Source organism: Rubellimicrobium aerolatum (genome assembly GCF_017872975.1).
Lineage (GTDB): Bacteria > Pseudomonadota > Alphaproteobacteria > Rhodobacterales > Rhodobacteraceae > Rubellimicrobium > Rubellimicrobium aerolatum.
Genome location: NZ_JAGGJP010000002.1, coordinates 12,631 through 38,600, shown reverse-complemented (window position 1 = coordinate 38,600; position 25,970 = coordinate 12,631). Strand labels below are relative to the sequence as shown.

The following is a 25,970-nucleotide window of genomic DNA, read 5'->3' as shown; positions in this document are numbered from 1 at the left end:
CCTTGGCGTGTCATATTCCCGCCCAGAGCCACGCGAGGGAGGAGAATCGCCATGAAGGACGCCGCCATGCCGGATCGGGAGCCGTCGTTCCGCGATTCCGTCGACCTGATGTTCGACCGCGCCGTGCGGTTCATGGACCTGCCCCCCGGGCTGGAGGAGAAGATCCGCGTCTGCAACGCCACCTACACCGTGCGCTTCGGCGTGCGGCTGCGCGGCGCGATCCACACCTTCACCGGCTATCGGTCGGTGCACAGCGAGCATCTGGAGCCCGTGAAGGGCGGCATCCGCTACGCCATGGCCGTCGATCAGGACGAGGTGGAGGCGCTGGCCGCGCTGATGACCTACAAATGCGCGCTGGTCGAGGTGCCCTTCGGCGGCTCCAAGGGGGGCCTGCGCATCGACCCCCGCGCCTGGGAGGAGGACGAGCTGGAGCGGATCACCCGCCGCTTCGCCTTCGAGCTGGTCAAGCGCGACCTGATCCACCCCGCGCAGAACGTCCCCGCCCCCGACATGGGCACCGGAGAGCGCGAGATGGCCTGGATCGCCGACCAGTATCGCCGGATGAACACCACCGACATTAACGCCAGCGCCTGCGTCACCGGCAAGCCGCTGAGCCAGGGCGGCATCCACGGCCGGGTGGAGGCGACGGGCCGCGGCATCCAGTATGCGCTGCGCGAGGTGTTCCGCCACCCCGAGGACGTGGCGCGCGCGCGCCTCTCGGGCGGGTTGGAGGGCAAGCGGATCGTCGTGCAGGGCCTTGGCAACGTCGGCCACCACGCCGCCAGGTTCCTGTCGGAGGAGGACGGCGCGCGCATCGTCGGGATCGTGGAGCGGGACGGCGCGCTCTGGTCCGACGCGGGTCTGCCGGTGGAGGAGGTCAAGCGCCACCTCGCCGCGACGGGCGGCCTCGCGGGCTTCCCGGGCGCCAGCTTCCACGCCGACGGCGCGTCGGTGCTGGAGGCCGAGTGCGACATCCTCATCCCCGCCGCGCTGGAGGGGGTGATCCACAAGGGCAACGCCCATCGCATCCGCGCGCCGCTGATCGTGGAGGCGGCGAACGGCCCGGTGACGGCGGGCGCCGACGCCATCCTTCGCGACAAGGGCGTGGTCATCGTCCCCGACATGTATGCCAACGCCGGCGGCGTGACGGTCAGCTACTTCGAGTGGGTCAAGAACCTGAGCCATATCCGCTTCGGCCGGATGCAGCGCCGCGCCGAGGAGGCCGAGCACCGCCTCCTGGTGAGCGAGCTGGAGCGGCTGTCCGACGACCGGGGCCTGGGCTGGACCCTTTCCCCGGACTTCAAGCGCAGCTACCTGCGCGGCGCCGACGAGCTGGCGCTGGTGCGCTCCGGCTTGGACGACACGATGCGGACGGCCTACCAGTCGATGCGCGAGACCCTGCGCCGCCGGCCCGAGCTGGGCGACCTGCGGACCGCCGCCTATGTCGTCGCCATCGGCCGCGTGGCCGAGAGCTACAGGGCCAAGGGGCTGTGAGGGCGTCAGCGCGGCGGCAGGAGGCCCGCCATGCGGAGCTGCGCCGCCGTGACCTCGGGCAGGTCGGGCGGCAGGTCCTGGGGCGCGAAGGCGCGCGCCTCCTCGACCTCCAGCGACCAGCGCGGCGGCGCGAAGGCCACGTCGCGCACCCGGAACACCTGCGCGACGCTGCGGCGGTAGTCGGGCTCGTGGTGGAACTCGCCCAGCGGCTCGACCGCGCCGTGGGACCGCAGGCCGATCTCCTCCCGCAGCTCGCGCAGGAGGGCGGGCACGGGCTCCTCGCCGCGCTTGAGGCCGCCGCCGGGCAGCCGCCAGCCCCGGGCATAGGTGAGGCGCACCAGCACGATCTCGCCTCGGGGCGTGATCGGCACGGCATGGACCCCTCGCGACGCGGGCCGGGTGACGAACCAGACCGCGCGCCGGACTCCCTGGAACGAGGAGACGGCGGCGCGGATCCATGGCCGGAGGGCGGGGGGCATCGGGCGGCTCCGTCCAGTTGCGCCCCCGAGCCTTACCGCGCCGCGCGCCCGGCGTCGATTGGCCCCGGCCCGGCGGCGACGGAACGCGGGCCGGCCATCGCCGGCGCGGCCTGGACAGGATCGGCCCTCCGATGGCCGCGACGGCTGGCGGCCGCGGGCGGGCCCCTCGGCCCGGGGCAGGGCCGGTGCCCGGAGCGACGGCCGGCGCAATCCGGCGGGGGCGCCCCGGAAATGCCGTTTTCGCGGGACAGGGTCGATTTGGGCGATTCGGCGGGGACCGGCGTCCGGCGGGCAGGGAGGAAGGATCGTGCGGCCAGAACGGTCGGGCCTGATCCGGCGCTTCGCAGGGGAGGAGGGCGGCTCGATGACCATCGAGGCCTGCCTCTGGATTCCCCTGTTCTTCTGGCTGCTGACCCTGATCTGCGACGCCTCCCTGGTCTTTCAGGGCAAGGCGCAGGCGCTCCGGGCGCTGGAGGACGGCAACCGCGCCCGCGCCGTGCACCGGCTGGCGACCGAGGCCGAGACGCGCGCCTGGATCGAGGCGCGATTCGACCCGGTCAGCCCCAACGCCGTGGCCCGGACCACGGTGGCGGACGGGATCGTGACCTCGACCCTGGCGATCCCGGTGCTGGACCTCGTGTCCTTCAACCGGCTCCACGCGGCGAGCGGCTGGTCCATCACGGTCCGGGCCGCGCAGTTCGTGGAATGAGGCGCGCCGCCCCCGCGCGCGCGACGCGCCCCGGGGCGGGCGGCTGGTGGAGGCGGGCCCCGGCGCGCGCGGCGGCCCTTGGCCGGGCCGAGGGCGGGTCGATGACGGTCCATGCCATGTTCATGCTGGTCGCGGCCTGCATCCTGGGCGCGGCCGCCGTGGACGTGTCGCACCTGAACGCCCTGCGGAGCGAGATGCAGGTCGCCGCCGACGCGGCGGCGCGGGGGGCTCTCCTGTGGCGGATCGACGACGGGCAGGGCTCGGCCCAGGCCAAGCTCGCGGCGGTGCGGCTGGTCCGCCGGACGCAGCCGCGGCAACCGTATGGGTCGGTGGTGGGGATGCGCGACATCGCCTTCGGCCGGTTCGACGCCGCGACCGGCGCCTTCCGGCCCGAGCGCGATTCGCGCGAGGCGGCCTGGGCGCGGGCGGCGCGCGAGGAGGCCAAGGGCAATCCGGTGGCCACGCTGCTGTTCCGGCTGATCGGCGTGGACGCCATGGACGTGGCCGCCGAGGCGGTGGCGGTGGCCTGGCTGCCCCCCTGCCTCGACAACGGGCTGGTGGCCGAGGGGCCGGTGGCGCTGCGGACGACGCGGGTGCGGCTGGTGGATCTGTGCCTCCACTCGAACGACTCGGTCACGGTGGCCCGGGGCGCCCGGATGCAGGGGACGGGCACGCTGTCGGTGCCGCGCCCCGAGGCCCTGGTCGGGGCGCCCCCCCTGCTGGCCGAGCGCCTGCGGCTGGACCGCTTCGGCCTGCGCGTGATGGCGCCCCTGATGGCGAAGGGGGCCGGCGGGGTGGCGGCCGGGATGGCGCGGCCGGGGAGCGCGTTCCGGCCCGCCCATCTGGACGCGGCGGCGGAGGCCCGGCTGGAGCCGGAGCGGGAGGGCGGCCTCGCCGTGGTGGGGCCCCAGGGGTTCCGGCCGGGGGCCCTCAGCCGCTACGACTGCGCGGCGGGAGAGCGGCTGGCGCTGCGGGCCGGGACCTATGCGGGGGTGGCGCTGCTGACGGACTGCGCGCTGGAGATCGCCGACGGCGCCCGGCTGGAGGACGTGCGGATCGTCTCGACCGCGACGGGGGCCGAGGCGGTGCGGATCGCCGGCGCCCTGGCGCTGGGCCGGCCGGACCGCTGCGCCGAGGGCGGGGGCGCGCAGGTCGCGACGCGGGGCGGCGTGGTGGCCGAGGGGCTGGTCACGCTGGAGGGCGGGCAGATCCTGGCGGCGGGCGACATCGATCTGGCCGGAGGCGCCAGGGGCCATGGCGCGGCGGTGACGGCGGGGGGGAGCCTCACGGCCTCGACGCTGGTGGACCTGTGGGGCTGCGCCACGGGTCAGGAGGGGAACCTGCGGGCGCATTACGTGCGGCTGGCGCGATAGGGTGAGGCCCGCAGGGCGGGCCGCGTAGGGTGGGGTTCTACCCCACGGTCCAACCCCTGATGGCGGCTCGGACGGTGAGGGGTGGCCCATTCCACGCCCCGCGTCACACGCCCGAGCCCGTCGCCGCCCCGGCGAGGAGCGTCGCATTCCCGCCCGCCGCCGTGGTGTCGATGCAGACGTGCCGCTCGTGCAGGACATGGCCCGCGTCGGGGCGCGTCACGCTCAGCGGCAGGAGCGCGCCGGGGCGGGCGGCGAGGGCCTGCTCGTAGGCTTGCGCCCGCTGGGAGTCGCCCCACCAGACCGCGCCGCCGAGGCGGACCATCGCGGTCAGCGCCTCGGGGGCGACGGAGCCGCGCGCCTCGACGGCGAGGCCGCCGACGGAGCGCACCGCCTCGGCCTGCGCGCGCGCGGCCTCCGTGCCGGGGCCGAGGCAGAGGATCGGCGGGCGGGGATGCAGGCTCAGGCGGTTCGACTCGCCGGTGGGGCCGGGCAGGGCCTGGGGCTCGGGGGCCGGGGCGCGTGTCTCGCCGGCCTCGCGCAGGCGGGACACGAGGGCCGTGGGGTCCTCGGGGCCGGTCCAGTCGCCGGACGCGGCGCCGGGGGGCGTCGCGCCGAAGCGGGGGAGGTAGTGCGGGCCGCCAGCCTTGGGGCCGGTGCCCGAAAGGTCCTCGCCGCCGAAGGGCTGGGAGCCCACCACCGCGCCGATCTGGTTGCGGTTGATGTAGAGGTTCCCCGCGCGGACCCGATCGACGACCCGCTGCACGCGGTCGTCGATGCGGGAATGGAAGCCGAAGGTCAGTCCCATGCCGGTCGCGTTCACCGCATCGATCACGCGGTCGAGGTCCGCCGCGCGGTAGGTCGCGACGTGGAGCACGGGGCCGAAGACCTCGCGCTCGATGTCGTCGATGCCGGTCACGCGAAGGACCGTGGGGGCGGCGAAGGTGCCGGAGGAGGGGACAGGAATCTCGGCGATCACCCGGCCCTCGGCGCGGGCCGTCTGGATATGGGCCTGGATGCCGTCGCGGGCCTGCGCGTCGATGACGGGGCCGAGGTCGGTCGAGAGGTCCCAGGGGTCGCCGGCGCGCAGCTCGGCCATCGCGCCCTTGAGCATGTGGAGCACGGGCTCGGCCACCTCCTCCTGGAGATAGAGGCAGCGCAGCGCGGAGCAGCGTTGACCGGCGGAGCGGAAGGCGGAGGCGAGGATGTCGCGGACGGCCTGCTCGGGGAGGGCGGTGGAGTCGACCACCATGGCGTTGATGCCGCCGGTCTCGGCGATGAGGGGCCGGCCCGCCGGACCCTCGGCCATGGCGCGGCGGATGCGTTGGGCGGTCGCGGTGGAGCCGGTGAAGGCCACGCCGGACAGGCGCGGGTCGGCGGTCAGGGCGCCGCCGGTCTCGGCCCCGCCGGGGAGGAGTTGCAGGGCGTCGCGCGGGACTCCCGCCTCGTGGAGCCACTGGACCGCGCGGAAGGCGATGAGCGGCGTCTGGGGCGCGGGCTTGGCGAGGACGGCGTTGCCCATGACCAGCGCGGCGGCGATCTGGCCGGTGAAGATGGCGAGGGGGAAGTTCCACGGCGAGACGCAGGCCCAGAGGCCGTCGCCCTCCGGCCCTTGGGCCTGCGCGGCGTAGTAGCGGAGGAAGTCCACGGCCTCGCGGAGTTCCCCCACGCAATCGCCGAGGGTCTTGCCGGCCTCTCGGGCCAGGAGCGCCAGCGCCTCGCCCTCGTTCGCCTCGTAGAGGTCGGCGGCGCGGGTCAGGATGGCGGCGCGGTCGCTTAGCGGCGCGGACCAGGGCTTCGCGGCGGCGATGGCCGCAGCGACGGTGGCGGCGTCGGCCTCCTGCACGGTGCCGACGGGGCGGCCGGTGGCAGGCTCGCGGATCTCGCGGAGGGCGCCCGAGCCCTCGGCCCCGGCGAGGAGCGGGGCGGCCTGCCACGTCGCGTCGCGGAAGGGCGCGCGGGCGGCGTCGAGGAGCGAGAGCGTCGGACGGTCGGCGATGTCGCGGCCGCGCGAGTTGGCGCGGCCCGGCAGGAACAGCTCGGAGCCGGTGGGGATCGTGCGGGTCGGGCGGGCGGCGAAGGGGTCGGGGACGACCTCCTCGGGCGGGATCGATTCGTCCACGATGCGGTTCACGAAGGAGGAGTTCGCCCCGTTCTCCAGCAGCCGCCGGACGAGGTAGGCCAGCAGGTCGCGGTGCGCGCCGACGGGGGCGTAGATGCGCAGGCCGGTTCCTTCCGCCTCGCGGTTGAGGTCGTGCAGCGCCTCGCCCATGCCGTGCAGGCGCTGGAATTCGTAGGCGGTGGCGGGGACGCCCATCTCCTTCGCCATGTGGAGGATGGCGGCGACGGTGTGGGCGTTGTGGGTGGCGAACTGCGGATACAGCCGATCCGTCATCCCCAGGAGCTTGCGGGCGTTCGACAGGTAGCTGACATCGGTGGACGCCTTGTCGGTGAAGACCGGGAAGTCGGTCAGCCCCTCGACCTGTGCCCGTTTGATCTCGGCGTCCCAATACGCGCCCTTGACCAGCCGCAGCATGATGCGGCGGTCGAGGCTGGTCGCCAGCGCGTGCAGCCAGTCGATCGCCGCCCCGGCGCGGCGGCCGTAGGCCTGCACCACCACGCCGAAGCCGTCCCAGCCGCGCAGGCCGGGGTCGCGCAGCACGGCCGCGATCACGTCCAGGGACAGCGACAACCGCTCGGATTCCTCGGCGTCGATGTTGAGGCCCATGCCGGCGGCCTTGGCGATGTGGCAGAGCGAACCCAGGCGGGGGACCAGCTCGGCCATGACGCGGTCGGCCTGCGCCTCCTCGTAGCGGGGGTGCAGGGCGGAGAGCTTGACGCTGATGCCGGGGTTGGCGGCGACGCTGCCGCGCGTGCAGTCGGCGGCGATGGCGCTGATCGCGCGGGAATAGGAGAGGTGATAGGCGCGGGCGTCGGCTTCGGTCCGCGCGGCCTCGCCCAGCATATCATACGAATAAGTGACGCCCTTGGCCTCCTCGCGCTTGGCGCGGGCGCGGGCGGCGTCGATGGTCTCGCCCAGGACGAACTGGCGGCCCATCTCCTTCATGGCGCGGCCGACGGCGGCGCGGATCACCGGCTCGCCCAAGCGGCGGACGGCGGCGCGCAGGCGGCCCGCCACGCCAGGGGGCGCGTCGTCCAGCACCTTGCCGGTCAGCATCAGCGCCCAGGTGGAGGCGTTGACGAGCGAGGAGGCGGATTGCCCGAGGTGCTTGCCCCATGCGGCGGGGGCGATCTTGTCCTCGATGAGGGCGTCGATGGTCTCGGCGTCCGGCACCCGCAGCAGCGCCTCGGCGAGGCACATCAGCGCCACGCCCTCGTCGGTCGAAAGGCCGTATTCGGCGAGGAAGACCTCCATCAGGCCGGGGCGCGCGGCGGCGCGGATGCGGCGCACGAGGTCGGCGGCGTCGCGGCCGATGGCGGCGCGGGCGTCGGGCGTGAGCGCGGCCTGCTCGCGCAGCGCGGCCAGGAGCGGCCCCTCGGGCGCGAGGGTGCCGTCGTCGATCCGCGCGCGCAAGGACGCGAGGTCGGGGAAGGCGAGAGGGGCGTGCTCGGTCATGGCGGCGGCGATTCCTTTGCGGGTTGTTGCGACCCAATATAGGGCATCCCGGCGGGTGTTGCGTCCCGAAGGGGCTGAGCGTTCGCTGGTAACGTCCTGTTAACGGAGTGCAGAATGGCCGAACGTCCCGCTCTCGATGCCTTCGACCGCCGAATCCTGGAGGTGGTGGCGCGCGAGGGGCGGATCAGCCTGTCCGAGCTGGCGGAGCGGGTGGGGTTGTCCAAGTCGCCGGTGCAGGCGCGTCTGCGGCGGCTGGAGGCGCGGGGCGCGATCCGGGGGTATCGGGCGGTGATCGACCCGGCGGCGGTGGGGCTGGACCACGTGGCCTTCGTGGAGGTGCGGCTGTCGGACACGCGCGAGCAGGCGCTGGCGCAGTTCAACGCCGCCGTGCGGGCGGTACCGGAGATCGAGGCCTGCCACATGATCGCGGGGAGCTTCGACTACCTGCTCAAGGTGCGGACGGGCGGGATGGCCGCCTATCGCGCGGCGCTGGCCGAGCACATCTCGACGCTGCCGCACGTGGCGGCGACCTCCACTTACGTGGCGATGGAGACGGTGAAGGAGGAGGGGCGGTAGGGGGCGCTCCGGCGCATCATCCGGCGTTTCCATCGGGGCCGTCGTGGGGCGGGATGATCCCCACCTTCCGGGGGGCATCGTCCGGCTTTCGCCGGGACGCGGGGGGCGCTAAGGGACGGGGCGTGCTCGCGTGGTGGAATGGTAGACACCAGCGACTTAAAATCGCTTGGCCCTGCGGCCGTGCGGGTTCGAGTCCCGCCGCGAGCACCAGCGCCCCGGCCGGGGATCGGGTCGCGCCCGGCGTCCTTCCGCAAGGGAAGCGCCTGTTCTTCCTGACGTCGAACCGGGCGGTTTGACATGGATCAAGGCGCCGTGAGCGAGTCGTGATCCAGGATGGCGGCGGCATCAAAGCTAGGGACGACAAGCCATGAAGCGCCTTCTCCTTCTCACCTCCGTCGCGGTCCTGGGGGCCGGCGTCGCGCGCGCCGACGACGCCACGCTGCGCGACTCCGCCAAGGATTTCTTCTCCGCGATCCCGGCTCCGGCCGCCCCGGCCAACGAGGTCGAGACCGCGCGGGTCGAGCTCGGGTCCATGCTGTTCTTCGACCCGCGGATGTCGTCCTCGGGCCTGCTGTCCTGCAACACCTGCCACCAGGTCGGCATGGGCGGCGTGGACGGGCTGGAGACCTCGATCGGCCACGGCTGGCAGAAGGGCCCGCGCAACGCCCCGACCGTGCTGAACGCGACCTTCAACATCGCCCAGTTCTGGGACGGCCGCGCCCCCGACCTCGCCGCGCAGGCCAAGGGGCCGGTGCAGGCGTCCGTGGAGATGAACAACACCCCCGACCAGGTGGTGATGACCATCAACTCGATGCAGGCCTACAAGGACAAGTTCGCCGCCGCCTTCCCCGACGAGGCCGACCCGGTGAGCTTCGACAACTTCGCCAACGCCATCGCCGCCTTCGAGGCCAAGCTGGTGACGCCGGGCGCGCCCTTCGACCGCTGGCTGGAGGGCGACGACGCGGCGCTCAATGACCAGCAGAAGCAGGGGCTGGAGCTGTTCATGAACGAGGGCTGCTCGGCCTGCCACAACGGCGTGAACTTCGGCGGGCAGGACTACTTCCCGTTCGGCGTCGTGGAGAAGCCCGGCGGCGAGGTGCTGCCCGAGGGCGACCTCGGCCGCTTCGCGGTCACCGAGACGGCGGGGGACGACTACGTGTTCCGCGCCGCGCCGCTGCGGAACGTGGCGCTGACCGCGCCCTACTTCCACTCGGGCAAGGTGTGGTCGCTGCCAGAGGCCGTGCACATCATGGGCGCGGCGCAGCTTGGCGCGAACCTGGAGGCGGGCGACGTGGACGCCATCGTGGCCTTCCTGCAGTCGCTGACGGGCGAGCAGCCGCAGGTCGGGATGCCGGTGCTGCCGGCGCGGGCGGCCGGGACGCCGCGGCCCGAGGGGTTCTGATCCCCCGACCGAGGGGGGGAGCGTCGCTCCCCTCGCCGGCCCGGTCCCTTCGCGGGGGCCGGGCCGTCCGTCGAGGGGATATCCTGTCCGGCCGGGTGGTCGCAGGACGGGCCACGGCCGGACGGCGGGCCGTCCGCAGGCCGCGTCAGGCGCCGATCATGCCGGCGACGCGGGCGGCGAGGTCGGCCATGGAGAAGGGCTTGGTCACGAGGCCCATGCCGGGCTCCAGATGGCCGTCGCCCAGAGCCGCGCCCTCGGCGTAGCCGGTGACGAAGAGCACGGGCAGGCCGGGCCGCCGCGCCCGCGCCGCGTCCGCGACCTGCCGGCCGTTGAGCCCGCCGGGCAGGCCCACGTCCGTCACGAGGAGGTCGAAGGCGGCCCCGGATTCGAGGAGGCGCAGGCCGGCGGGCCCGTCCTCGGCCAGCGTGGCGCGGAAGCCCGCCTCCTCCAGCGCCTCGGCGAGCAGCATCCGCACGGCGGGCTCGTCCTCGACCACGAGGACGTGGCGGCCGCGCCCGGTGGCGGGGATGGCGGTCGGGCGGCCGGCCTCCTCCTCGGGCGGGGCGCCGACGAGGCGGGGGAGGTGGAGCGCCATCGCCGTCCCCTCGCCGGGGCGCGAGGTGGCGCGGACCTGCCCGCCGGACTGGCGCACGAAGCCGTGGACCATCGACAGGCCGAGGCCGGTGCCCTGGCCGAGCGGCTTGGTGGTGAAGAAGGGGTCGAAGATGCGGTCGATCACCTCGGGCGGCATCCCCGCGCCGGTGTCGGCCACGACGATCCGCAGGTAGTCGCCCGGCGGCAGGCCGAGGTCGCGGGCGGCGCGGGCGTCGAGCGGGGCGTTGGCGGTGGCGATCGTCAGCCGCCCGCCGTCCGGCATGGCGTCGCGGGCGTTGATGGCGAGGTTGAGGAGCGCGCTTTCCAGTTGCGCCGCGTCCACGCGGGCGGGCCAGAGGTCGGGGTCGCCCGTGACCTCCACGGCGATGCCGGGGCCGACGCTGCGGCGGATCAGGTCCTCCATGCCGCGCACCAGCCGGTTCACGTCGGTCGGCCGGGGGTCGAGCGTCTGGCGGCGCGCGAAGGCGAGGAGGCGCTGGGTGAGCGCCGCCGCCCGCTGCGCGGAGCTGGAGGCGGCGTCGAGGAAGCGGCCGAGGTCGGCGGTGCGCCCCTGGGCGAGGCGGCGCTCGATGGCCTCCAGGCTGCCGACGATGCCGGCCAGGAGGTTGTTGAAGTCGTGGGCGAGGCCCCCGGTGAGCTGGCCCACCGCCTCCATCTTCTGCGCCTGCCGCAAGGCCTCGTGCACCTCGGTCAGCTCCGCCGTGCGCTCGGCCACGCGGGACTCCAGCGTCTCGTTGGCGGCCTGCACGGCCTGGAACAGGCGGGCGTTGTCGATGCCCACCGCGGCCTGCGCGGCGAGGCCGAGCAGGAGCCTTTCGTGGCGCTCGGTGAAGCGGGCGGGCTCGGGGTGGCCGAGGAGGAGGCCGCCCAGCACCTCGCCGCCGCGCGACACGACCGGCGCGGCGAGGTAGCTGCGGACGGGGAGGTGCCCCCGCGGCATCCCGTGGTGGGGGCCGAGCCGGCCGTAGCGGGCGTCGGCCAGGATGTCGTCCGAGCGGACGACCCCCTCGTTGCGGAAGGTGGGGCCGAAGACGCCGGTGGCGCGGGGGCGGCCCAGGGGGGCGAAGTCCTCGACCCGCGCGCCCGAGAGGGTGAAGAGGTGCAGCCTCTCGCCGCCCTCGTCCAGCTCGCCGTGGAAGTAGGCGCCGAAGCGCGCGCCGGTGATGCCGACCGCCGCGTCGGTGATGACCTGGAGGAGCGGCCCGAGCTCCAGCTCGCCGGCGACGGCGACGGCGGCGCGGTTCAGCGTCTCCAGGCTGCGCGTCTCGTCCAGCAGCGCGGCCTCGGCGCGCTTGCGGTCGGTGAGGTCGAGGATCACCTCGAAGGCGGTGCCGTCGGGGAGCCGCTTGGCCGAGAAGAGCGCCCACCAGCGCGAGCCGTCGGCGCGCAGGCACTCCTTCTCGTAGGGGGGGCAGAGGCCGGTGGCGCGCAGCTCGGCCAGGGCCCGGGCGGTCACGTCGCGCCATTCGGGGGCGGTGACGCCCTGCCAGGTGAGCGCGCCCGAGTCGAGCGCCGCGCGGGCGTGGCCGCTCTGGCGGAGGAAGGCGTCGTTGGCGTCGAGGAGGCGGCCCGAGTCGAGGTCGAGGAAGACCACGCCCACCGTCTCGATGCCCAGCGCGGCGCGCAGGCGCTCCTCGCTGCGGCGCAGGTCCTCGGCGGCGCGGTGGGCGTCGGTCACGTCGCCGCCCTCGCAGAGGAGGCCGACGATGGCCCCCCGCGCGTCGCGCACCGGCTCGAACACGAGGTTGAAGTAGCGCGTGCCCTCCTCGCCGTCGGGGCGGCGGAAGCGCAGGGGCAGGGCCTCGACCGCGTGGCGCTCGCCGGTGGCCAGCACGGCGTCGAGCCGCGCGATGAGGCCGGTGGCGTCGAGGTCGCCGAAGCTGTCGCGCAGCGGGCGGCCGACCCAGCCCGCGCTGCCGAAGACGCGGCGGTGGGCGGCGTTCACGAACTCCACCACGTGGTCGGGCCCGCGCAGCGAGGCGATCAGGCCCGGCGCCTGCTCGAACAGCGTGAGCAGCCGCTCGCGCTCGGCGGCGAGGGCCCGGTCGGCGCGCACGCGGTCGGTGGCGTCGATGACGACGGCGAGGACGCCCGCCGGCCGGCCGTCCCCGTCCAGCACGGGCGAGTAGTCGAGGTTCATCCAGGCCGGCTCGGGCCGGCCGTGGCGGTGGAGCGTCAGCTCCATGTCCTTGTAGGACAGGGCGCCGCCGCCCAGGACCGCGCGCATCACGCGGTCGTTGAAGTCGGCGACCTCGGGCCAGCCCTCGCGCACGGGGGAGCCGAGGAGGGCGGGGTGCCGCCCGCCCGCGAGGCCCGAATAGGCGTCGTTGTAGAGCATGACGCCCTCGGCGCCCCAGAGGAGGACCATCGGCACGGGCGAGCGCAGCACGAGCCCCAGCGCGGTGCGGAGCGCCGGGGGCCAGCCGTCGAGGGGGCCGAGGGCGGTGGCCGACCAGTCGCGCCCCGCGATGAGCCGCCCGGTCTCGCCCGAGGCGGCGAGCCAGCCGTGGTCGGCCCCCTCCGTCAACGCCCGCAGCTCCCCGATCATCCGATCCCCGCGCCTGCTGTCCCGACCCGCCTGAGTAGCGCCCGCGCGACGCGGCGTCCATGGGGGCGGCGGGCCGCGACGCAGGGTTCCGGCACGGGTCCGGGCTTGGGGGCGCGGGCCCGAGGCGGTCCCGAGGCGGGGCCGGCTAGGCGTCTCGGGCTCAGGCGTCGGGCGGGGTCTCGGGGACGGCCTTGCGCGGCCGGCGGGCGGGGCGGGGGGCCGGGGCCGCCCCCTCGGCGGCGGCGCGGCGGCGGCCGGGGCGCGGCGGGGCGACCTCGGGCGCGGAGGCGGGGGCGGGCTCGGGCGTCGCGCCGCCGTTGGCGGCCTTGGACCGGCGCGGAGCGCGCGGGGGGGTGGGAGCCGCGCCCTCGGCGGCGGGATCGGCGGCGGCTAGATCGGCGGCGGCTAGATCGGCGGCGGGGCGGCGGCGGGGCTTGCGGCCCTCCGCCGGCGCGTCCTCGGCGGGCGCGTCCTCGGCGGGCGCGGACTCGGCGGGTGCGGGGCCGGCCTCGGCGGCCAGCTCCTCCTGGGCGCGGCGCCAGTGCTCCTCGTGGCGCCCGTGGGGCCGGCCCTCCTCCACCCAGATCTCGTGGGCGCGCTGGCGGAGCCGCTCTTCGGTGTCATCCGTCGTCATGTCGGTCCTCGTGATCCCGTGGTGGCCATCTTCCCTGGCGGAAGAAGATAGACGAGCCCCGCCGCCGGTCCATGCGCCGTTTCACGGGCGGGGGTGGCCGCCCTGTCGCGCCGCCGCCCGGTTTCCGGGCGGGATGCCCGCCGGATGGGCGGGGGTCGGGCGGGGGTCGGGCGGGCCGGATTGGTTCCGGCGGATGGCCGGGGCTGGATTTGTCCGCCCGATAATGACAAGGTTGGAAACGAAGAGGGGCGGGGGCGGGATCGGCGGCCGGGTGGCGGCCGGGTCCGTGGCCGGATGGAGGCGGGGCGGCGTGGGGCCGGGCCTGTCCGGCGACGGATTGCCCGCTACATCGACCGCGACTCGGGCCCGGTTCGGGCCCGGTGCTGGCACGGGGCGAGATGCGGCTGTTCATGCGAGACAAGGGCCAGGGTCCGGGAGCGGACGAGGCGGGAAAGGCGGCGTCCGGGATCGGGCCGGGGGACCGGGCCGGCGGCGGCGTGCCGGGCCCGGGCGGGATCGGGCCGGGCGCTACGGGTCCGGGCGCTACGGGTCCGGTCGATACGGGTTTGGGCGGGGCGCCGGGGTGGGCGATCGACGGGCTGGGGGACGGCCCCTGCGCCGCCCTCATCGCCGAGAAGGACTGGTCGGGCACCGCGCTCGGGCCGCTGGAGGGCTGGCCCGCCGGGCTGCGCGCCGTGCTGGGGGTGATGCTCCGCTCGCCGCGCCCGATGGCGCTCCTCTGGGGCGAGGAGGGGCTGGTCCTGCACAACGAGGCCTTCGCGGCGGCCACCGGCGGCCTGCGGCCCGAGACGACGGGCGCGCGGGCCCGCGAGGCCTGGCCCAAGTCGGCCCCGCTCGTGTCGCTGCTGCTCGAACGGGGGCTGGAGGGCGACACGCTGGCGCTGAAGGGACGCGAGCTGGCGGTCCCGCGCGACGGCCGCTCCGAGCGGGTGCCGCTGGACCTCGACTCCGTGCCGATGGCGGGCCCGGACGGTCGGCCGGGCGGCGTCCTCCTGACGTTCGACCCGGTGCCCAAGGCCATCGAGCCGCCCGCGCCGCCGCCCGCCCCCCGGTCCCCGCGCGACGCGGGCGCGGACCCCGGCGAGGCGCGGATGATGGACACCATCGGCCAGATCACCGGCGGCTTCGCGCACGACTTCAACAACCTGCTGACGCCCATCGTCGCGGGCCTCGACATCATCCGGCGCAAGCTGCCGGACGAGCGGTCGCAACGGCTGATCTCGGCGGCGCTGCAATCGTCCGAGCGGGCGGCGACGCTGGTGCAGCGGCTCCTGGCCTTCGCGGGGCGGCAGCGGCTCCAGCCGACCGCCATCAGCCCGGCGGGGATCGTGGAAGGGATGCGCGACCTGCTGGACCGCAGCCTCGGCCCGCTGGTCGAGCTGCGGCTGGAGGTGCCCCCGGACCTGCCGGCGGTGTTCGTGGACCCCAACCAGCTGGAGGTCGCGCTCCTCAACCTCGCGGCGAACGCGCGGGACGCCATGCCCTCGGGCGGGCGCGTCACCGTCGCGGCCGAGCTGGTGGACACCGACGACGACCCGGTGCCGGGGCTGCGGCCGGGGCGCTATGTCAGCCTCGCCCTGTCGGACAGCGGCGTCGGCATGGAGCCCGGCACCGCGCGCCGCGCCATCGAGCCCTTCTTCACCACCAAGGCGCAGGGGCAGGGCACGGGGCTCGGCCTGTCGATGGTCCATGGCTTCGCCACCCAGTCGGGCGGGCTCTTCAAGCTGCTGAGCGAGAAGGGGCGCGGCACGGCCGCCGTGCTGTTCCTGCCCGTGGCGCAGGAAGGGCGCGCGACGGCGGGCGGGCCGGACGCCGACCCGTCGCGGCGCTGGACCGTGCTCCTGGTGGACGACGAGGAGCTGGTGCGGATGTCGATGGCCGAGGGGCTGCGCGACCTCGGCTACGACGTGGAGGACGTGGGCACCGCCCACGAGGCGCTGGAGGCGGTGCGGATGGGCTTCCGGCCCGACGTCGTCGTGACCGACCACATCATGCCGGGGATGCTGGGGGCCGACCTCGCGCGCGAGCTGCGCGAGATGCAGCCCGACCTGCCGATCCTGATGATCACCGGCTACGCCCAGCTCGGGCCCGACCAGACGCGCGGCTTCCACGTGATGAGCAAGCCGTTCCGCCAGTCCGACCTCGCCGGGCGGCTGGCGGCGATGCTGTCGGGCGAGGAGAAGGTGGTGCCGCTGCGGACCCGCGCCCCGCCGGAGTGAGCGGGCCGCGTCCCTCCGATCCGGCCGGACGCCCGCCCGACGCAGCCGCTAGTCCGCGCGCGCGCGGGCGCGGAAGCTGACCACCTTGCCCTGGTCGAGGAGGCCGGCCACCCGCTGGGCGAGGTCGGCCTGCCGGAAGGGCTTGGCCAGCCGGGGCAGCCGCCCGGCCGGGGCCTGCGCCACCTCGGCGTAGCCCGTCACCAGCAGCACGGGCAGGCCGGGCCGCATCTCGCGCAGCTCGGCGGCGAGCTGCGCCCCCGACATCCCCGGCATCAGGTAGTCGGTCACCAGCAGGTCCGGCGCCAGCCCCCGGCGCACGAGGTCGAGCGCCTGCGCCGCGCCGGCGGCCTCGACCACCTCGTAGCCCAGCTCGCGCAGCATCTCGGCGGTGCCGATCCGCACCAGGTCCTGGTCGTCCACCACCAGCAGGGTCGCCGACCAGGGCGCGGGGACGGCCTCGGCGGGGCTCGGGCTCTCGGCCGGCAGGACCTCGGCCGCCTCGGGGAGCCAGATCTCGGCCCGCGTCCCCCCGCCGGGCGAGGAGGCCAGGAGGAGCCGCCCGCCCGACTGCGCGGCGAGGCCGTGGACCATGGACAGCCCGAGGCCCGTGCCCTTGCCGACGCCCTTGGTGGAATAGAAGGGCTCGATGCAGCGGCGCAGCGTCTCGGGGTCCATGCCGGTGCCGGTGTCGATGGCCGACAGCCGCAGGTAGCGCCCCGGCGCGAGGCCCGAGGGGTCGCCCGGCCCCGCCTCGGCCGCACCGACGGCAAGGGTGAGCGTGCCGCCGCCCGGCATCGCGTCCCGCGCGTTCACCGCGAGGTTGAGGAGCGCGAGCTCGAGCTGGTTCGGGTCCACGCGGGCGGGGGGGAGGCCCGGGGGCGCCGTCACCGCCACGGCGATCTGCGGCCCGATGGACCGCTGGATGAGGTCGGTCATGCCGCCGACCAGCGCGGCGATGTCCACGGGCCGCGCCTCCAGGTGCGTGCGCCGCGCGAAGGCCAGGAGCCGGCTGACCAGCAGCCGCGCCCGCTCGGCCGCGTCCAGCCCGCCGGCGATCAGGCGCTGCGTCCGCTCGTCGTCCACGCGCTTCTGCGCCCGTTCGAGCGAGCCCACGATGGGCGTCAGCAGGTTGTTGAAGTCGTGCGCCACCCCCCCCGTGAGCTGGCCGATGGTGTCCATCTTCTGCATCTCGAAGAGCTGCGCGGCCGCCGCCTGCTTCTCGGCGACGGCGGTCGCCACCTTCTCCTCCAGCGTCTCGTTGAGCTGGCGCAGCGCGATCTCGGCGGCCCGGCGCTCGGTCACGTCCTCGGCGATGCCGACGACGCGGCGGCGGCCGGTGATGGGGTCGGTGGTGACGAAGGCGCGGTCGTGGACCCGCCTCTCGCTGCCGTCGGGGCGGCGCAGGCGGTATTCGGCCTCGCTTCCGCCGCCCGCGTGCTGCCGGCGGATGGCGGCCTCGACCAGGGGGCGGTCCTCGGGGTGGATGCCCTCCAGGAAGGCGCGGTTGTCGCGCATCAGCTCGGCGACCGGGCGGCCCCAGAGCCGCTCGTAGGCGGGGCTGACGTAGCTGATCCGCTCCTCCTCCAGCTCCAGCACGTAGAACACGTCGTCGATCGTCTCGGCGAGCTGGCGGAAGCGGGCCTCGCTGTCCTGCAACCGGCGCTCGGATTCGCGGCGGAGCGAGATGTCGCGCATGACGGCGGTGAAGAAGCGCCGCCCCCCGGCGTCGCGCCATTCGGTGATGGACAGGTCCACGGGGAAGAGGCCGCCGTCCGAGCGCCGGCCGTCCACCTCGCGGCCGATGCCGATGATGCGGCGCTCGCCGGTCCGGAGGTAGCGGGCGAGGTAGCCGTCATGGGCGGCGGCGTGGCCGGGCGGCATCAGCATCCGCACGTTGCGGCCCCGCGCCTCGTCGGCGGCGTAGCCGAAGATGACCTCGGCGGCGGGGTTGAAGGACTGGATCGTGCCCGACTCGTCGATCACCACGATCGCATCGACGGCGGTGTCCACGATGGCCGACAGCCGGGTGAGCGTCTCCTGCCGCTCGGCCTCGCTGCGCGCCAGCTCCTCGGCGCCCCGGGCGCGGCCCTCGGCGCGGGCGGCGCTCAGGGCGTAGCCGGCGGCGACGGCCACCAGCCCCAGGCCGATGGCGAAGGCCACCGCCAGCAGCCGCCGGGCATCCGTCGCGGCGGCCTCGGCCTGCCGGGTGCGGGCGTCCAGCCGCAGCTCCTCCTCGGCGGCGAGGCGGGCGACGAGGGCGCGCACCCGGTCCATGAAGGCCTGCCCCCGGTCCGAGGCGACCAGCGCCACCGCCTGGTCCGCGCGCCCGGTCCCCGCCAGCAGGAGGGCCCGGTCCAGGAGCGCCATGCGGGCGTCGGACAGCCGCTCCAGGTCCGCCGCGACCGCCGCCTGCCGGGGGCTGCCCGCCGCCAGCTCGGCCAGCCGGTCCAGGTGGCCGTCGATCCGGGCGCGGCCGTCGCGGTAGGAGCCGAGATACCGGTCGTCCCCCGTCAGCAGGTAGCCGCGCTGCCCCGTCTCGGCGTCGAGCAGCGCCGACAGCGCGCGCTGCGATTCGAGGAGGACCTCCATGTGCTCGATCTGCCGCCGCTCGGTCTCGCCGCGCGACCGCTCCAGCCGCAGGCCGGCCTGGAACATCGCGCCCACGAGGAGCGCGAGGCCGAGGAGGGCCAGGAGCCCGATCCAGGACAGGTGCCGCATGGGCCGTCTCTCACTCCAGCGCGGACGGTCGGCCCGACGGGGCCGGGCGGTCCAGGGTTGCAATCCGGGATTGAGCCTGCCGCACACGTTTGGGTTGTGGTCTGTGCGTTGTCAAGCTCGCCGTCCGGGCGCAAGCCATTGTTTCCAAATCGTCGAACCCCTGTTTCGGACGGCCTGTCCGATGACGTCGCGGCCCCGGCGGGTCCGGGCCCGGCGGAGCTGATTCGCGCTGCGGCTGTGGTGTTACACCGGGACGCGGGCGGGCGTCACCTGTCCCAAGGGCAAGGCCGCCTCCCGCCCGCCGCAAGGCCGCGCCGGGCGACCCGCGCCGGGCGGCCCGCGTCGGGGAGGCCGCGTCGGGGAGGCCGCGTCAGGGCTCCCCGTCCGCGCGGGGCAGCAGGATCGTCGCCGTCGTCCCCGCGCCGGGGGCGCTCCGCAGCCGCAGCGCCCCGCCCGACCGCTCGGCGAAGCCGTGGACCACCGCGAGGCCCAGCCCCGCCCCCCGGCCCGGCCCCTTGGTGGTGAAGAAGGGCTCCACCGCGCGGTCGAGCACCTCGGGCGCCATCCCGGTCCCGGTGTCGATCACCTCGAAGGCCACGGCGTCCCCCGCGAGGCCCATCCCCGCCGGCCCCATCCCCGCCGGCCCCATCCCCGCCGGCCGGTTCGCCACCGTCAGCCGCAGCCGCCCGCCGCCCGGCATCGCCTCGCGCGCGTTCACCACCAGGTTCAGGAGGGCCACCTCCAGCAGGTGGGCGTCCGCCCGCACCGGCCAGGCGTCGTCGTCCACCTCGCAGGCCAGCTCCACCTCGCAGGCCAGCGCGATCCCCGCGCCCAGCGCGTGCCGGGCCAGCGCCTCGACCTGCGGCACGAGCCGGCGCGGATCGACGCGCACCGGGTCCAGCGGCTCGCTCCGCGCCACGAGCCCGAGCTGGCGCACCATCGCGTGGCCCCGCTCGGCCGCCGCCGTGCCCTGCCGCAGGATGTCGCGCACCCCCTCGTCAACGGTGCGCCGCCCGATCAGCCGGTAGCTGCCCAGCACCGCCGCCAGCACGTTGCCGAAGTCGTGCGCGATCCCCCCGGTGATCTGGCCCAGCGCCTCCAGCTTCTGGGCCCGCAGCAGCCCGGCCTGCGCCGCCTCGCGCCGCGCCATCTCGGCGGCCAGCTCCTCGGCCGTCGCGCGGAGCGCGCGGGTCCGCTCGGCGACCATCGCCTCCAGCGCCTCGTTCGACCGCGCCAGCGCCGCCTCGGCGGCCTTCTGCGCCGACAGGTCCACCACCACGGCGGCCTGCTCGCCCGCCGCGCCCCCGGCGGGGGTGAGCGCGACCAGCACCGGCACCCGGCGGCCGTCGCGCGTCACGATCTCCTTCTCGTAGGGCGCGGCCGCGCCGTCGCGCGCCAGCTCCGCCCGCCGCGCCGCGTCCAGCCCCCGGAACTCCGGCGGGGTGAGGTCGTCCCAGCCCAGCGGCCCGCTCCCCACGGACTTGGCCCCCACGGACCCGCCCGCGAAGGAGTCGCGCCCGTGGCCGGTCAGCGCGACGAAGGCGTCGTTGACGTAGTGGATGCGCCCGTCGGGGCCGCCCAGCGCGAAGGGCAGGATGTTGCTGTCCACCACCCGCCGGAACCGCGCCTCGCTGGCCCGCAGGGCGGCCTCGGCCGCGCGCCGCTCGGTCACGTCCTCGATCACCGCGATCTCGAAGGCGGGCCGGCCGTCCGCGTCGCGCACCAGCGACACCGCCACCCGCGCCCAGAGCGTCCCGCCGTCCTCGCGCAGGTAGCGCTTCTCGACGGCGTAGCGGTCGATCTCGCCCCGGCCCATGCGGCGGAACAGCGACAGGTCCGGCTCCAGGTCGTCGGGGTGGGTGATCTCCGGCCAGGGCCGCGACATCAGCTCCGCCCGCGACCGGCCCAGCATCTGGCAGAGCGCCTCGTTCACGTCGAGGCACCGCATCGTCCGCAGGTCCACGCAGCCCACGCCCACGGCGGCGTTCTCGAAGACGGCGCGGAAGCGCCGCTCGCTGGCGCGCAGCTCCGCCTCGGCCCGCGTGCGGGCGGTGATGTCCACCGTGCTGCCGATGGCCCGCACCGGCCCGCCGGGTCCGTAGAGGATCGAGGCATGGTCGGCGAGGTCCAGCCAGCGCCCGTCGCGGTGGCGCAGCCGATACTCGCACGTCAGGCGCTCCCGGCCCCGCGCCAGCGCCGCCGCCGCCTCGGCCCGCACGCGCGGCAGGTCGTCGGGATGCACCCGGTCCTGCCACCACTCCGCCCGGGGCGGCGCCTCGGCGGGATCGAAGCCCAGCATCGCCCGGACGGGGCCGCTGCGGACCACCTCGCCCGTGGTCAGGTCCCAGTCGTAGACGATCCCCCCCACCGCCTCCAGCGCCAGCCGCAGCCGCTCCTCGGACAGCTTGCGCTCGGTCACGTCGGTATGGGTGCCGAACAGCCGGAGCGGCCGCCCCGCCGCGTCGCGCTCGATCTCGGCCAGCACCGAGACCCAGCGCACCTGCCCGTCGCCCGGCCGGACGATCCGGTAGTCGATGGCGTATTCGGCCCGCGCCGCCGCCACCGCGTCGAGGAAGGCCCGCTCCACCCGCGCGCGGTCGTCGGGATGGACGCGGGCGAGCCAGGCCTCGTGCGGCTCGTCCCAGGCCTCGGGCGGCAGGCCGTGGATCTCCAGGTACTCCGGCGACCGCCGGGCGTGGAACCGGCCGCCGCGCAGGTCCACCTCGTGCCCGCCCGAGCGGCCCAGCCGGTGCGCCCGCGACAGCTCGGCCTCGCGCCGGCGCAGCCGCTCCTCGCTCGCCCGGAGCGCCGCCAGCGCCTGGGCCCGCGACCGCACCAGCGCCAGCCGGTCCCGCGCCACCCGGATCGACCGGCGCAGCGTGTGGGGGTCGCAGCGGCGGCGGTCGATGTAGTCGCCCGCCCCCTCGCGCATGGCGGCGACCGCCTCGGCCTCGCCGTCGGGCTCGGCCACGAGGACGACCGCCTGCGCCGGCTCGCCCGCCCCGTCGCGCAGGGCGCGCACGAGGTCGAGCCCCGCCATGTCCGGCAGGTCCTGCGCCACCAGCAGGCAGTCGGGGCCGCGCCGCCGCGTCTCGGCCAGCGCCGCCGCGCCGGTCGCCGCCTCGCGCGCGCGGGCGCCGGCGGGCAGGCAGGCCGCGAGAGCGCGCCGGCTCTCGGGGCGGCCATCGACGATCAGCACGTCCAGCGTCACGGCGGCGCTCCCTTCGTCCTGCGGGCCCGGCCCCTGGCCCCGTCCGGCTCCTGTCCGGGGGCCTGCGGCCAGCATAGGCGATCCCCCGAAGGCGTCGAGCCGTCCGTCGCTCCCCCGCCACCGTCCCGCCCGATCGCGACAATTCGAATCGTTTCGGGGCGGGGCGGAAAGGGTCCGTTCACCTTTTCGCGCGAGGATGGGGGCGATGAAACGCTGGCTTGGGGGGATTCGTCCGATGGACCTATGCGTGATCGACGACCACCCGGTGAACCTCCGGGTGCTGAAGGGCGTGATCGCCTCCGTGCCCGGCTGGCGGGCCGAGACGTTCCAGGACCCGCTGGCCGCGCTCGACCGCTGCCGCGCGACGGTGTTCGACCTCGTGATCGTGGACTACCAGATGCCCGGCCTGAACGGCATCGACGTGCTGCGCCGCCTGCGCGCCGATCCCCGGTTCGAACACGTCCCCGTCGTGATGATCACCGCCGACTCCGACCGCGCCCTGCGGATCGACGCGATCCGCGCCGGCGCCACCGACTTCCTCAACAAGCCCGTGGACCCGGAGGAGCTGCGCGTCCGCGCCGCCAACCTCCTGGCGCTGCGCCGCGCGCAGACGGCCCTGTCCGACCGCGCCGTGCACCTGGCCGACGAGGTGGCGGCCGCCACCCGCCGCATCGCCCAGCGCGAGGAGGAGGTGATCGAGCGTCTGGCCCGCGCCATCGAATACCGCGACGACCAGACCGGCGGCCACATCCAGCGGGTCGCCCGCGTCTCCGCCCTTCTCGCGGCCGAGCTGGGGCTCTGCCCGCGCTCCTGCGCGAACGTCTTCCTCGCCGCGCAGCTCCACGACATCGGCAAGATCGGCCTGCCCGACTCCATCCTCCTCAAGCCCGGCCGCCTTTCGGCGGAGGAGGTGGCGGTCATGCGCCTTCACACCGTCATGGGCGGGGAGGTGCTGCGCGACGGCACCAGCGACCTCATCCGCATCGCCCACGGCATCGCGCTGCACCACCACGAACGCTGGGACGGCGCGGGCTATCCCCACGGCCTCGCGGGGGACCGCATCCCGCTCGCGGCCCGCCTCGTGGCGGTGGCCGACGTGCTCGACGCCCTGCGGAGCGAGCGGCCCTACAAGCCCGCCTGGGACGCCCCCGCCGCCCGCGCCGAGATCGAGAGGCTGTCGGGCGCCGCCTTCGACCCCGGCTGCGTCGCCGCGCTGGGCCGCATCTGGCCCGCCGTCTGCGCCCTCTACGACGCCCCCGCCTGCATGACGACCCAGGAGAACGCCGCATGACGACCCCCCGCACCCTGTCCCTCGACCTCACCCGCCGCGCGCTCTGCGCCGGGCTGGTGGCCGCGCCCTTCGCGGCCCCGCGCGCCGCGCGGGCCTCGCTCGCCCGGCCGGCGGGCCCGGTGATCCTGCGCCTGACCGGCGCCATCGACGCCACGAACGCCGAGGGGGCGGCCGAGTTCGACCTCGCCATGCTCGACGCGCTCCCCCAGCGCGAGACGGTGACCGCGACCCCCTGGCACGAGGGCCGGCCCCGGTTCAGCGGCCCGACCGTCGCCACCGTGCTGGAGGCCGCCGGGGCCGGGGGCTCGGCGCTGCGGATCGTGGCGCTGAACGACTATTCCGCCGAGATGCCGATGGACGACGCCCTGTCGATCCCCGTGATCCTCGCCACCCGCATCGACGGGCAGGGGATCTCGGTCCGCGACAAGGGCCCGATCTTCGTCATCTATCCGTTCGACGAACGTCCCGACCTCTTCAACGAGGTGTATTTCGGCCGCTCCGTCTGGCAGGTCGCCGGCATCGAGGTCCTGGCGTGAAGTATTGGCGCCGCAGGTCCGACTGGACGGGGTCGCGCCCGCTGCGCTGGGGCGTCGCGGGGCTGAGCGGGCTGAGCCTCGTCCTGCTGGCCGGCGTCGTCTACCTGTTCAGCCTCCTCGACCAGAGCCGGCAGGCGATGGAGGACAGCGTCCGCGAGGACGCGATGTGGGCCGTCTACCAGACCGACCGCCAGGCCAGCCGCATGATCGCCACCATCGACGACGCGCTGCTCGCCGGCCTGCCGGACGGGGCGGCCCCGGTGGTCGCGGCCTACGACATCCTCTACAGCCGCGCCGAGCTGCTGGAGGAGGGCTCGTTCGGCGTCAAGTTCAGCGCCACCCCCAGCCTCTACGCCGAGGCGCAGCGGGTGAGCGACGACATCCTCGGGCTGGCCGCGCGCGTGGACGCGCTGGCCGCCGCGCCCTCCGGGCCGGGCCTCCGCGCCCTGCGCTCCGAGACCGAGGCCGTGCAGCGCGCCACCGGCAACCTGGTGGTGCTGACCAACGCCGCGCTCAACCAGACCCGCGTGGCCCAGCGGGCCGAGGCCCAGGGCCTCCAGGCCGCGCTGGGGATCAGCGTGGGCCTGCTCGTGGTGGGCTTCGCCGGCATCGTCACGCTGATGGCGCTGCAGATGCGCCTGATCGCCACCGTCGGCCGCAAGCTCGCCATCCTGGGGGAGCGCAACCGCGCCATAGCCAAGCGCGCCCGCGCCGCCAGCCGCGCCAAGTCCACCTTCCTCGCCACCATGAGCCACGAGATCCGCACGCCTCTCAACGGCATCATCGGCACCGCCGAGCTCATGGCCCACGCCCACCTCTCGCCCGAGCAGGAGCGGCACCTCTCGACCATCCGCGAATCGGGCTACCACCTGCTCGAGGTCATCAGCGACGTGCTGGACTTCTCCAAGCTCGAATCCGGCAAGGTGGAGTTCGAGATCCATCGCGTCCGCCTGCCCGACGTGGCGATGCTGCTGCGCGCCATGCTGGCCCCGCGCGCCGAGCTCAAGGGCCTGCGGCTCGGCATCGACCTGCCGGCGCTGGAGGTCGGCACCGACCCGGCCCGGCTGCGCCAGATCCTCGTGAACCTCCTCGGCAACGCGCTCAAGTTCACGACCGAGGGCTCGGTCACCGCGACGGGCCGCCTCACCGCCCCCGGCCGCCTGCGGATCGAGATCGCCGACACCGGCATCGGCATCCCCGACGCGGCGATGTCGCTGCTGTTCCGCGACTTCAGCCAGGTGGACGGCTCGGCCTCGCGCAGCTTCGGCGGCACGGGCCTCGGGCTCGTCATCTGCAAGCGCATCGCCGAGGGGCTGGGCGGCCGCATCGGCGCCACGAGCCGGCCGGGCGAGGGCAGCACCTTCTGGTTCGAGATCCCCGTCGCCGATCCCCTCCCCGTCGAGGCCGCCGCAGCCACGCCGCCGGATCCCGCCCACGCCCGCGAGGGGGCCTTCCAGGGCCGCGTCCTGGTGGTCGAGGACAACCCCGTGAACCGAACCGTCGCCAAGGGCCTGCTAGGCTGGCTCGGGGTGGAGGTCGAGATGGCCCACAACGGCGCCCAGGCGGTCGAGCGGCTCGCGCAGGGCGGCTGCGACCTCGTGCTCATGGACGTGCAGATGCCGGTGATGAACGGCCTGGAGGCCACCGAGGAGATCCGGCGGCGCGGCGATCCCGTCCGCATCGTCGGCCTGACCGGCAATGCCTTCATCAGCGACCGGGCCGACTGCCTGCGCGCCGGGATGGACGACTTCGTGGCCAAGCCGGTGACGCAGGACAAGCTGGCGCAGGTCCTCGCCGAGGCTGGCCTGCAACGCCCGGCCGGGCCCGCCGCGAAGCAGAGCCCGGAGGCCCGCCCCGCTCCGGGCGGGCGATCCGCGCCGGGCCCCGGGGCCGCGCCCGAGGCCCCGCTGCTGGACGCCGGCCTCTTCGCGAGCCTCCTGGGCACCCTGGGGGCCGGGACGGTGGAGGCGCTGCTCGAGGAGGTGATGGCCGAGGCCGCCGCGCTGCCCGCCGCCTTCGCCGAGGGGGAGGCCGGGGACTCCGGGCGGCTGGACGCGATCCTGCACGGCTTCAAGGGCGCGGCCGCGACGCTGGGCCTGGCCGAGGCCGCCCGCCTCGCCCAGGCGCTCCGGGACGGAGGGGGCAGGGGCCCGGAAGCGACGGAGCGTCCGCTGCGGGCGGCGCTCGCCGGGGCCGACATGGCTCGGGCCGCGCTACGGGCCGCCGGTCGGCCGGTCGCCGCCTGATGATCCGCGCGGGGGCGGAGGGGCCGGGCGGGAGGCAGGACCCTCGATCCTGCCGTCGGGTCCGACGGCCTGTCGAGGCTTGCCGCGGGAGGCTGTCCGGCGGCCGGGGACCGGATGCGGGCGCCGGCCATGACCGCCGCCGGGTCGTCGGGCGGGCTCCCTGCCGGGAGGAGTGGCCATCGACCTCCGCTCCGGGTGGCATCGCCCGTTCCTCGGGGCCGTCCGAGGATCGCCCGCTTGGCGACCCGGCCCCCCGGCGGTCGCCGGCCTTGGCAGCGGGATCGGGCGGAAGGGCGAGGGACCGCTCGCTCGACGGCGCCTCGC

At 75.5% G+C, this 25,970-nt stretch carries 15 protein-coding genes and 1 tRNA gene; 10 read left to right on the top strand and 6 right to left on the bottom strand.

Annotation, left to right across the window (positions count from 1 at the left end):
- Window positions 1–51 precede the first annotated feature (51 nt).
- Window positions 52–1,494 (top strand): Glu/Leu/Phe/Val family dehydrogenase, encoded by a 1,443-nt coding sequence (locus tag J2Z33_RS02465; protein WP_245218502.1) that lies wholly within the window; start codon window positions 52–54, stop codon window positions 1,492–1,494.
- 5 nt (window positions 1,495–1,499) lie between these two features.
- Here the strand turns inward: J2Z33_RS02465 and J2Z33_RS02460 are convergent, their stop codons facing one another.
- Window positions 1,500–1,973, bottom strand: coding sequence for an NUDIX domain-containing protein (locus J2Z33_RS02460; RefSeq protein ID WP_209837563.1), 474 nt, complete (start codon window positions 1,971–1,973; stop codon window positions 1,500–1,502).
- Window positions 1,974–2,280: 307 nt separating this feature from the next.
- Here J2Z33_RS02460 and J2Z33_RS02455 point away from each other — a divergent pair, with 307 nt between their 5' ends.
- On the top strand, window positions 2,281–2,682 hold the full coding sequence (locus J2Z33_RS02455) for a TadE/TadG family type IV pilus assembly protein (protein WP_209837561.1): 402 nt from the start codon (window positions 2,281–2,283) through the stop codon (window positions 2,680–2,682).
- Window positions 2,683–2,783: 101 nt separating this feature from the next.
- Window positions 2,784–4,055: a pilus assembly protein TadG-related protein gene (locus J2Z33_RS02450; RefSeq protein WP_209837559.1), complete on the top strand. Its 1,272-nt coding sequence runs from the start codon at window positions 2,784–2,786 to the stop codon at window positions 4,053–4,055.
- 103 nt (window positions 4,056–4,158) lie between these two features.
- On the opposite strand, the gene putA is transcribed toward J2Z33_RS02450, so the two are convergent.
- Window positions 4,159–7,629: a bifunctional proline dehydrogenase/L-glutamate gamma-semialdehyde dehydrogenase PutA gene (gene putA / locus J2Z33_RS02445; RefSeq protein WP_209837556.1), complete on the bottom strand. Its 3,471-nt coding sequence runs from the start codon at window positions 7,627–7,629 to the stop codon at window positions 4,159–4,161.
- Between the two features lie 114 nt (window positions 7,630–7,743).
- Here putA and J2Z33_RS02440 point away from each other — a divergent pair, with 114 nt between their 5' ends.
- The 3 genes from J2Z33_RS02440 to J2Z33_RS02430 all read left to right on the top strand — a co-directional run bounded on the left by J2Z33_RS02440 (window position 7,744) and on the right by J2Z33_RS02430 (window position 9,607).
- Window positions 7,744–8,205, top strand: a complete 462-nt coding sequence (locus tag J2Z33_RS02440; protein ID WP_209837554.1) for an Lrp/AsnC family transcriptional regulator — start codon at window positions 7,744–7,746, stop codon at window positions 8,203–8,205.
- 124 nt (window positions 8,206–8,329) lie between these two features.
- Window positions 8,330–8,415, top strand: a tRNA-Leu gene (locus tag J2Z33_RS02435).
- 157 nt (window positions 8,416–8,572) lie between these two features.
- Window positions 8,573–9,607 (top strand): cytochrome-c peroxidase, encoded by a 1,035-nt coding sequence (locus J2Z33_RS02430; protein WP_209837552.1) that lies wholly within the window; start codon window positions 8,573–8,575, stop codon window positions 9,605–9,607.
- Between the two features lie 145 nt (window positions 9,608–9,752).
- Here the strand turns inward: J2Z33_RS02430 and J2Z33_RS02425 are convergent, their stop codons facing one another.
- Window positions 9,753–12,770 carry a PAS domain S-box protein gene (locus tag J2Z33_RS02425; protein WP_209837550.1) on the bottom strand — a complete coding sequence of 1,006 codons (3,018 nt, stop codon included), beginning with the start codon at window positions 12,768–12,770 and terminating at the stop codon, window positions 9,753–9,755.
- A gap of 160 nt (window positions 12,771–12,930) precedes the next feature.
- On the bottom strand, window positions 12,931–13,404 hold the full coding sequence (locus J2Z33_RS02420; RefSeq protein ID WP_209837548.1) for a DUF2934 domain-containing protein: 474 nt from the start codon (window positions 13,402–13,404) through the stop codon (window positions 12,931–12,933).
- A 566-nt stretch (window positions 13,405–13,970) separates the two neighbouring features.
- Between J2Z33_RS02420 and J2Z33_RS02415 the strand changes: the two genes are divergently transcribed.
- Window positions 13,971–15,644 (top strand): response regulator, encoded by a 1,674-nt coding sequence (locus J2Z33_RS02415; protein WP_209837547.1) that lies wholly within the window; start codon window positions 13,971–13,973, stop codon window positions 15,642–15,644.
- Between the two features lie 48 nt (window positions 15,645–15,692).
- Here the strand turns inward: J2Z33_RS02415 and J2Z33_RS02410 are convergent, their stop codons facing one another.
- Complete coding sequence (locus tag J2Z33_RS02410; protein WP_209837546.1) at window positions 15,693–18,362, bottom strand: PAS domain S-box protein; 2,670 nt, start codon at window positions 18,360–18,362, stop codon at window positions 15,693–15,695.
- A gap of 370 nt (window positions 18,363–18,732) precedes the next feature.
- Window positions 18,733–21,573, bottom strand: coding sequence for a PAS domain S-box protein (locus J2Z33_RS02405; RefSeq protein WP_209837545.1), 2,841 nt, complete (start codon window positions 21,571–21,573; stop codon window positions 18,733–18,735).
- Window positions 21,574–21,820: 247 nt separating this feature from the next.
- Between J2Z33_RS02405 and J2Z33_RS02400 the strand changes: the two genes are divergently transcribed.
- From J2Z33_RS02400 to J2Z33_RS02390, 3 genes are read left to right on the top strand one after another with little or no spacing between them, the layout of a single operon-like run.
- Entirely contained in the window at window positions 21,821–22,864 is a 1,044-nt protein-coding gene (locus tag J2Z33_RS02400; RefSeq protein WP_209837544.1) for an HD domain-containing phosphohydrolase, read from the top strand.
- Window positions 22,861–23,400 (top strand): putative pterin-binding protein, encoded by a 540-nt coding sequence (locus J2Z33_RS02395; RefSeq protein ID WP_245218500.1) that lies wholly within the window; start codon window positions 22,861–22,863, stop codon window positions 23,398–23,400. Before J2Z33_RS02400 ends, J2Z33_RS02395 begins: the two co-directional genes overlap by 4 nt.
- The gene (locus J2Z33_RS02390) at window positions 23,397–25,646 is read left to right on the top strand and encodes a hybrid sensor histidine kinase/response regulator (protein ID WP_209837543.1); all 2,250 of its coding nucleotides are present in this window, start codon (window positions 23,397–23,399) and stop codon (window positions 25,644–25,646) included. The genes J2Z33_RS02395 and J2Z33_RS02390 overlap by 4 nt, the downstream gene beginning before the upstream one ends.
- Window positions 25,647–25,970 lie beyond the last annotated feature (324 nt).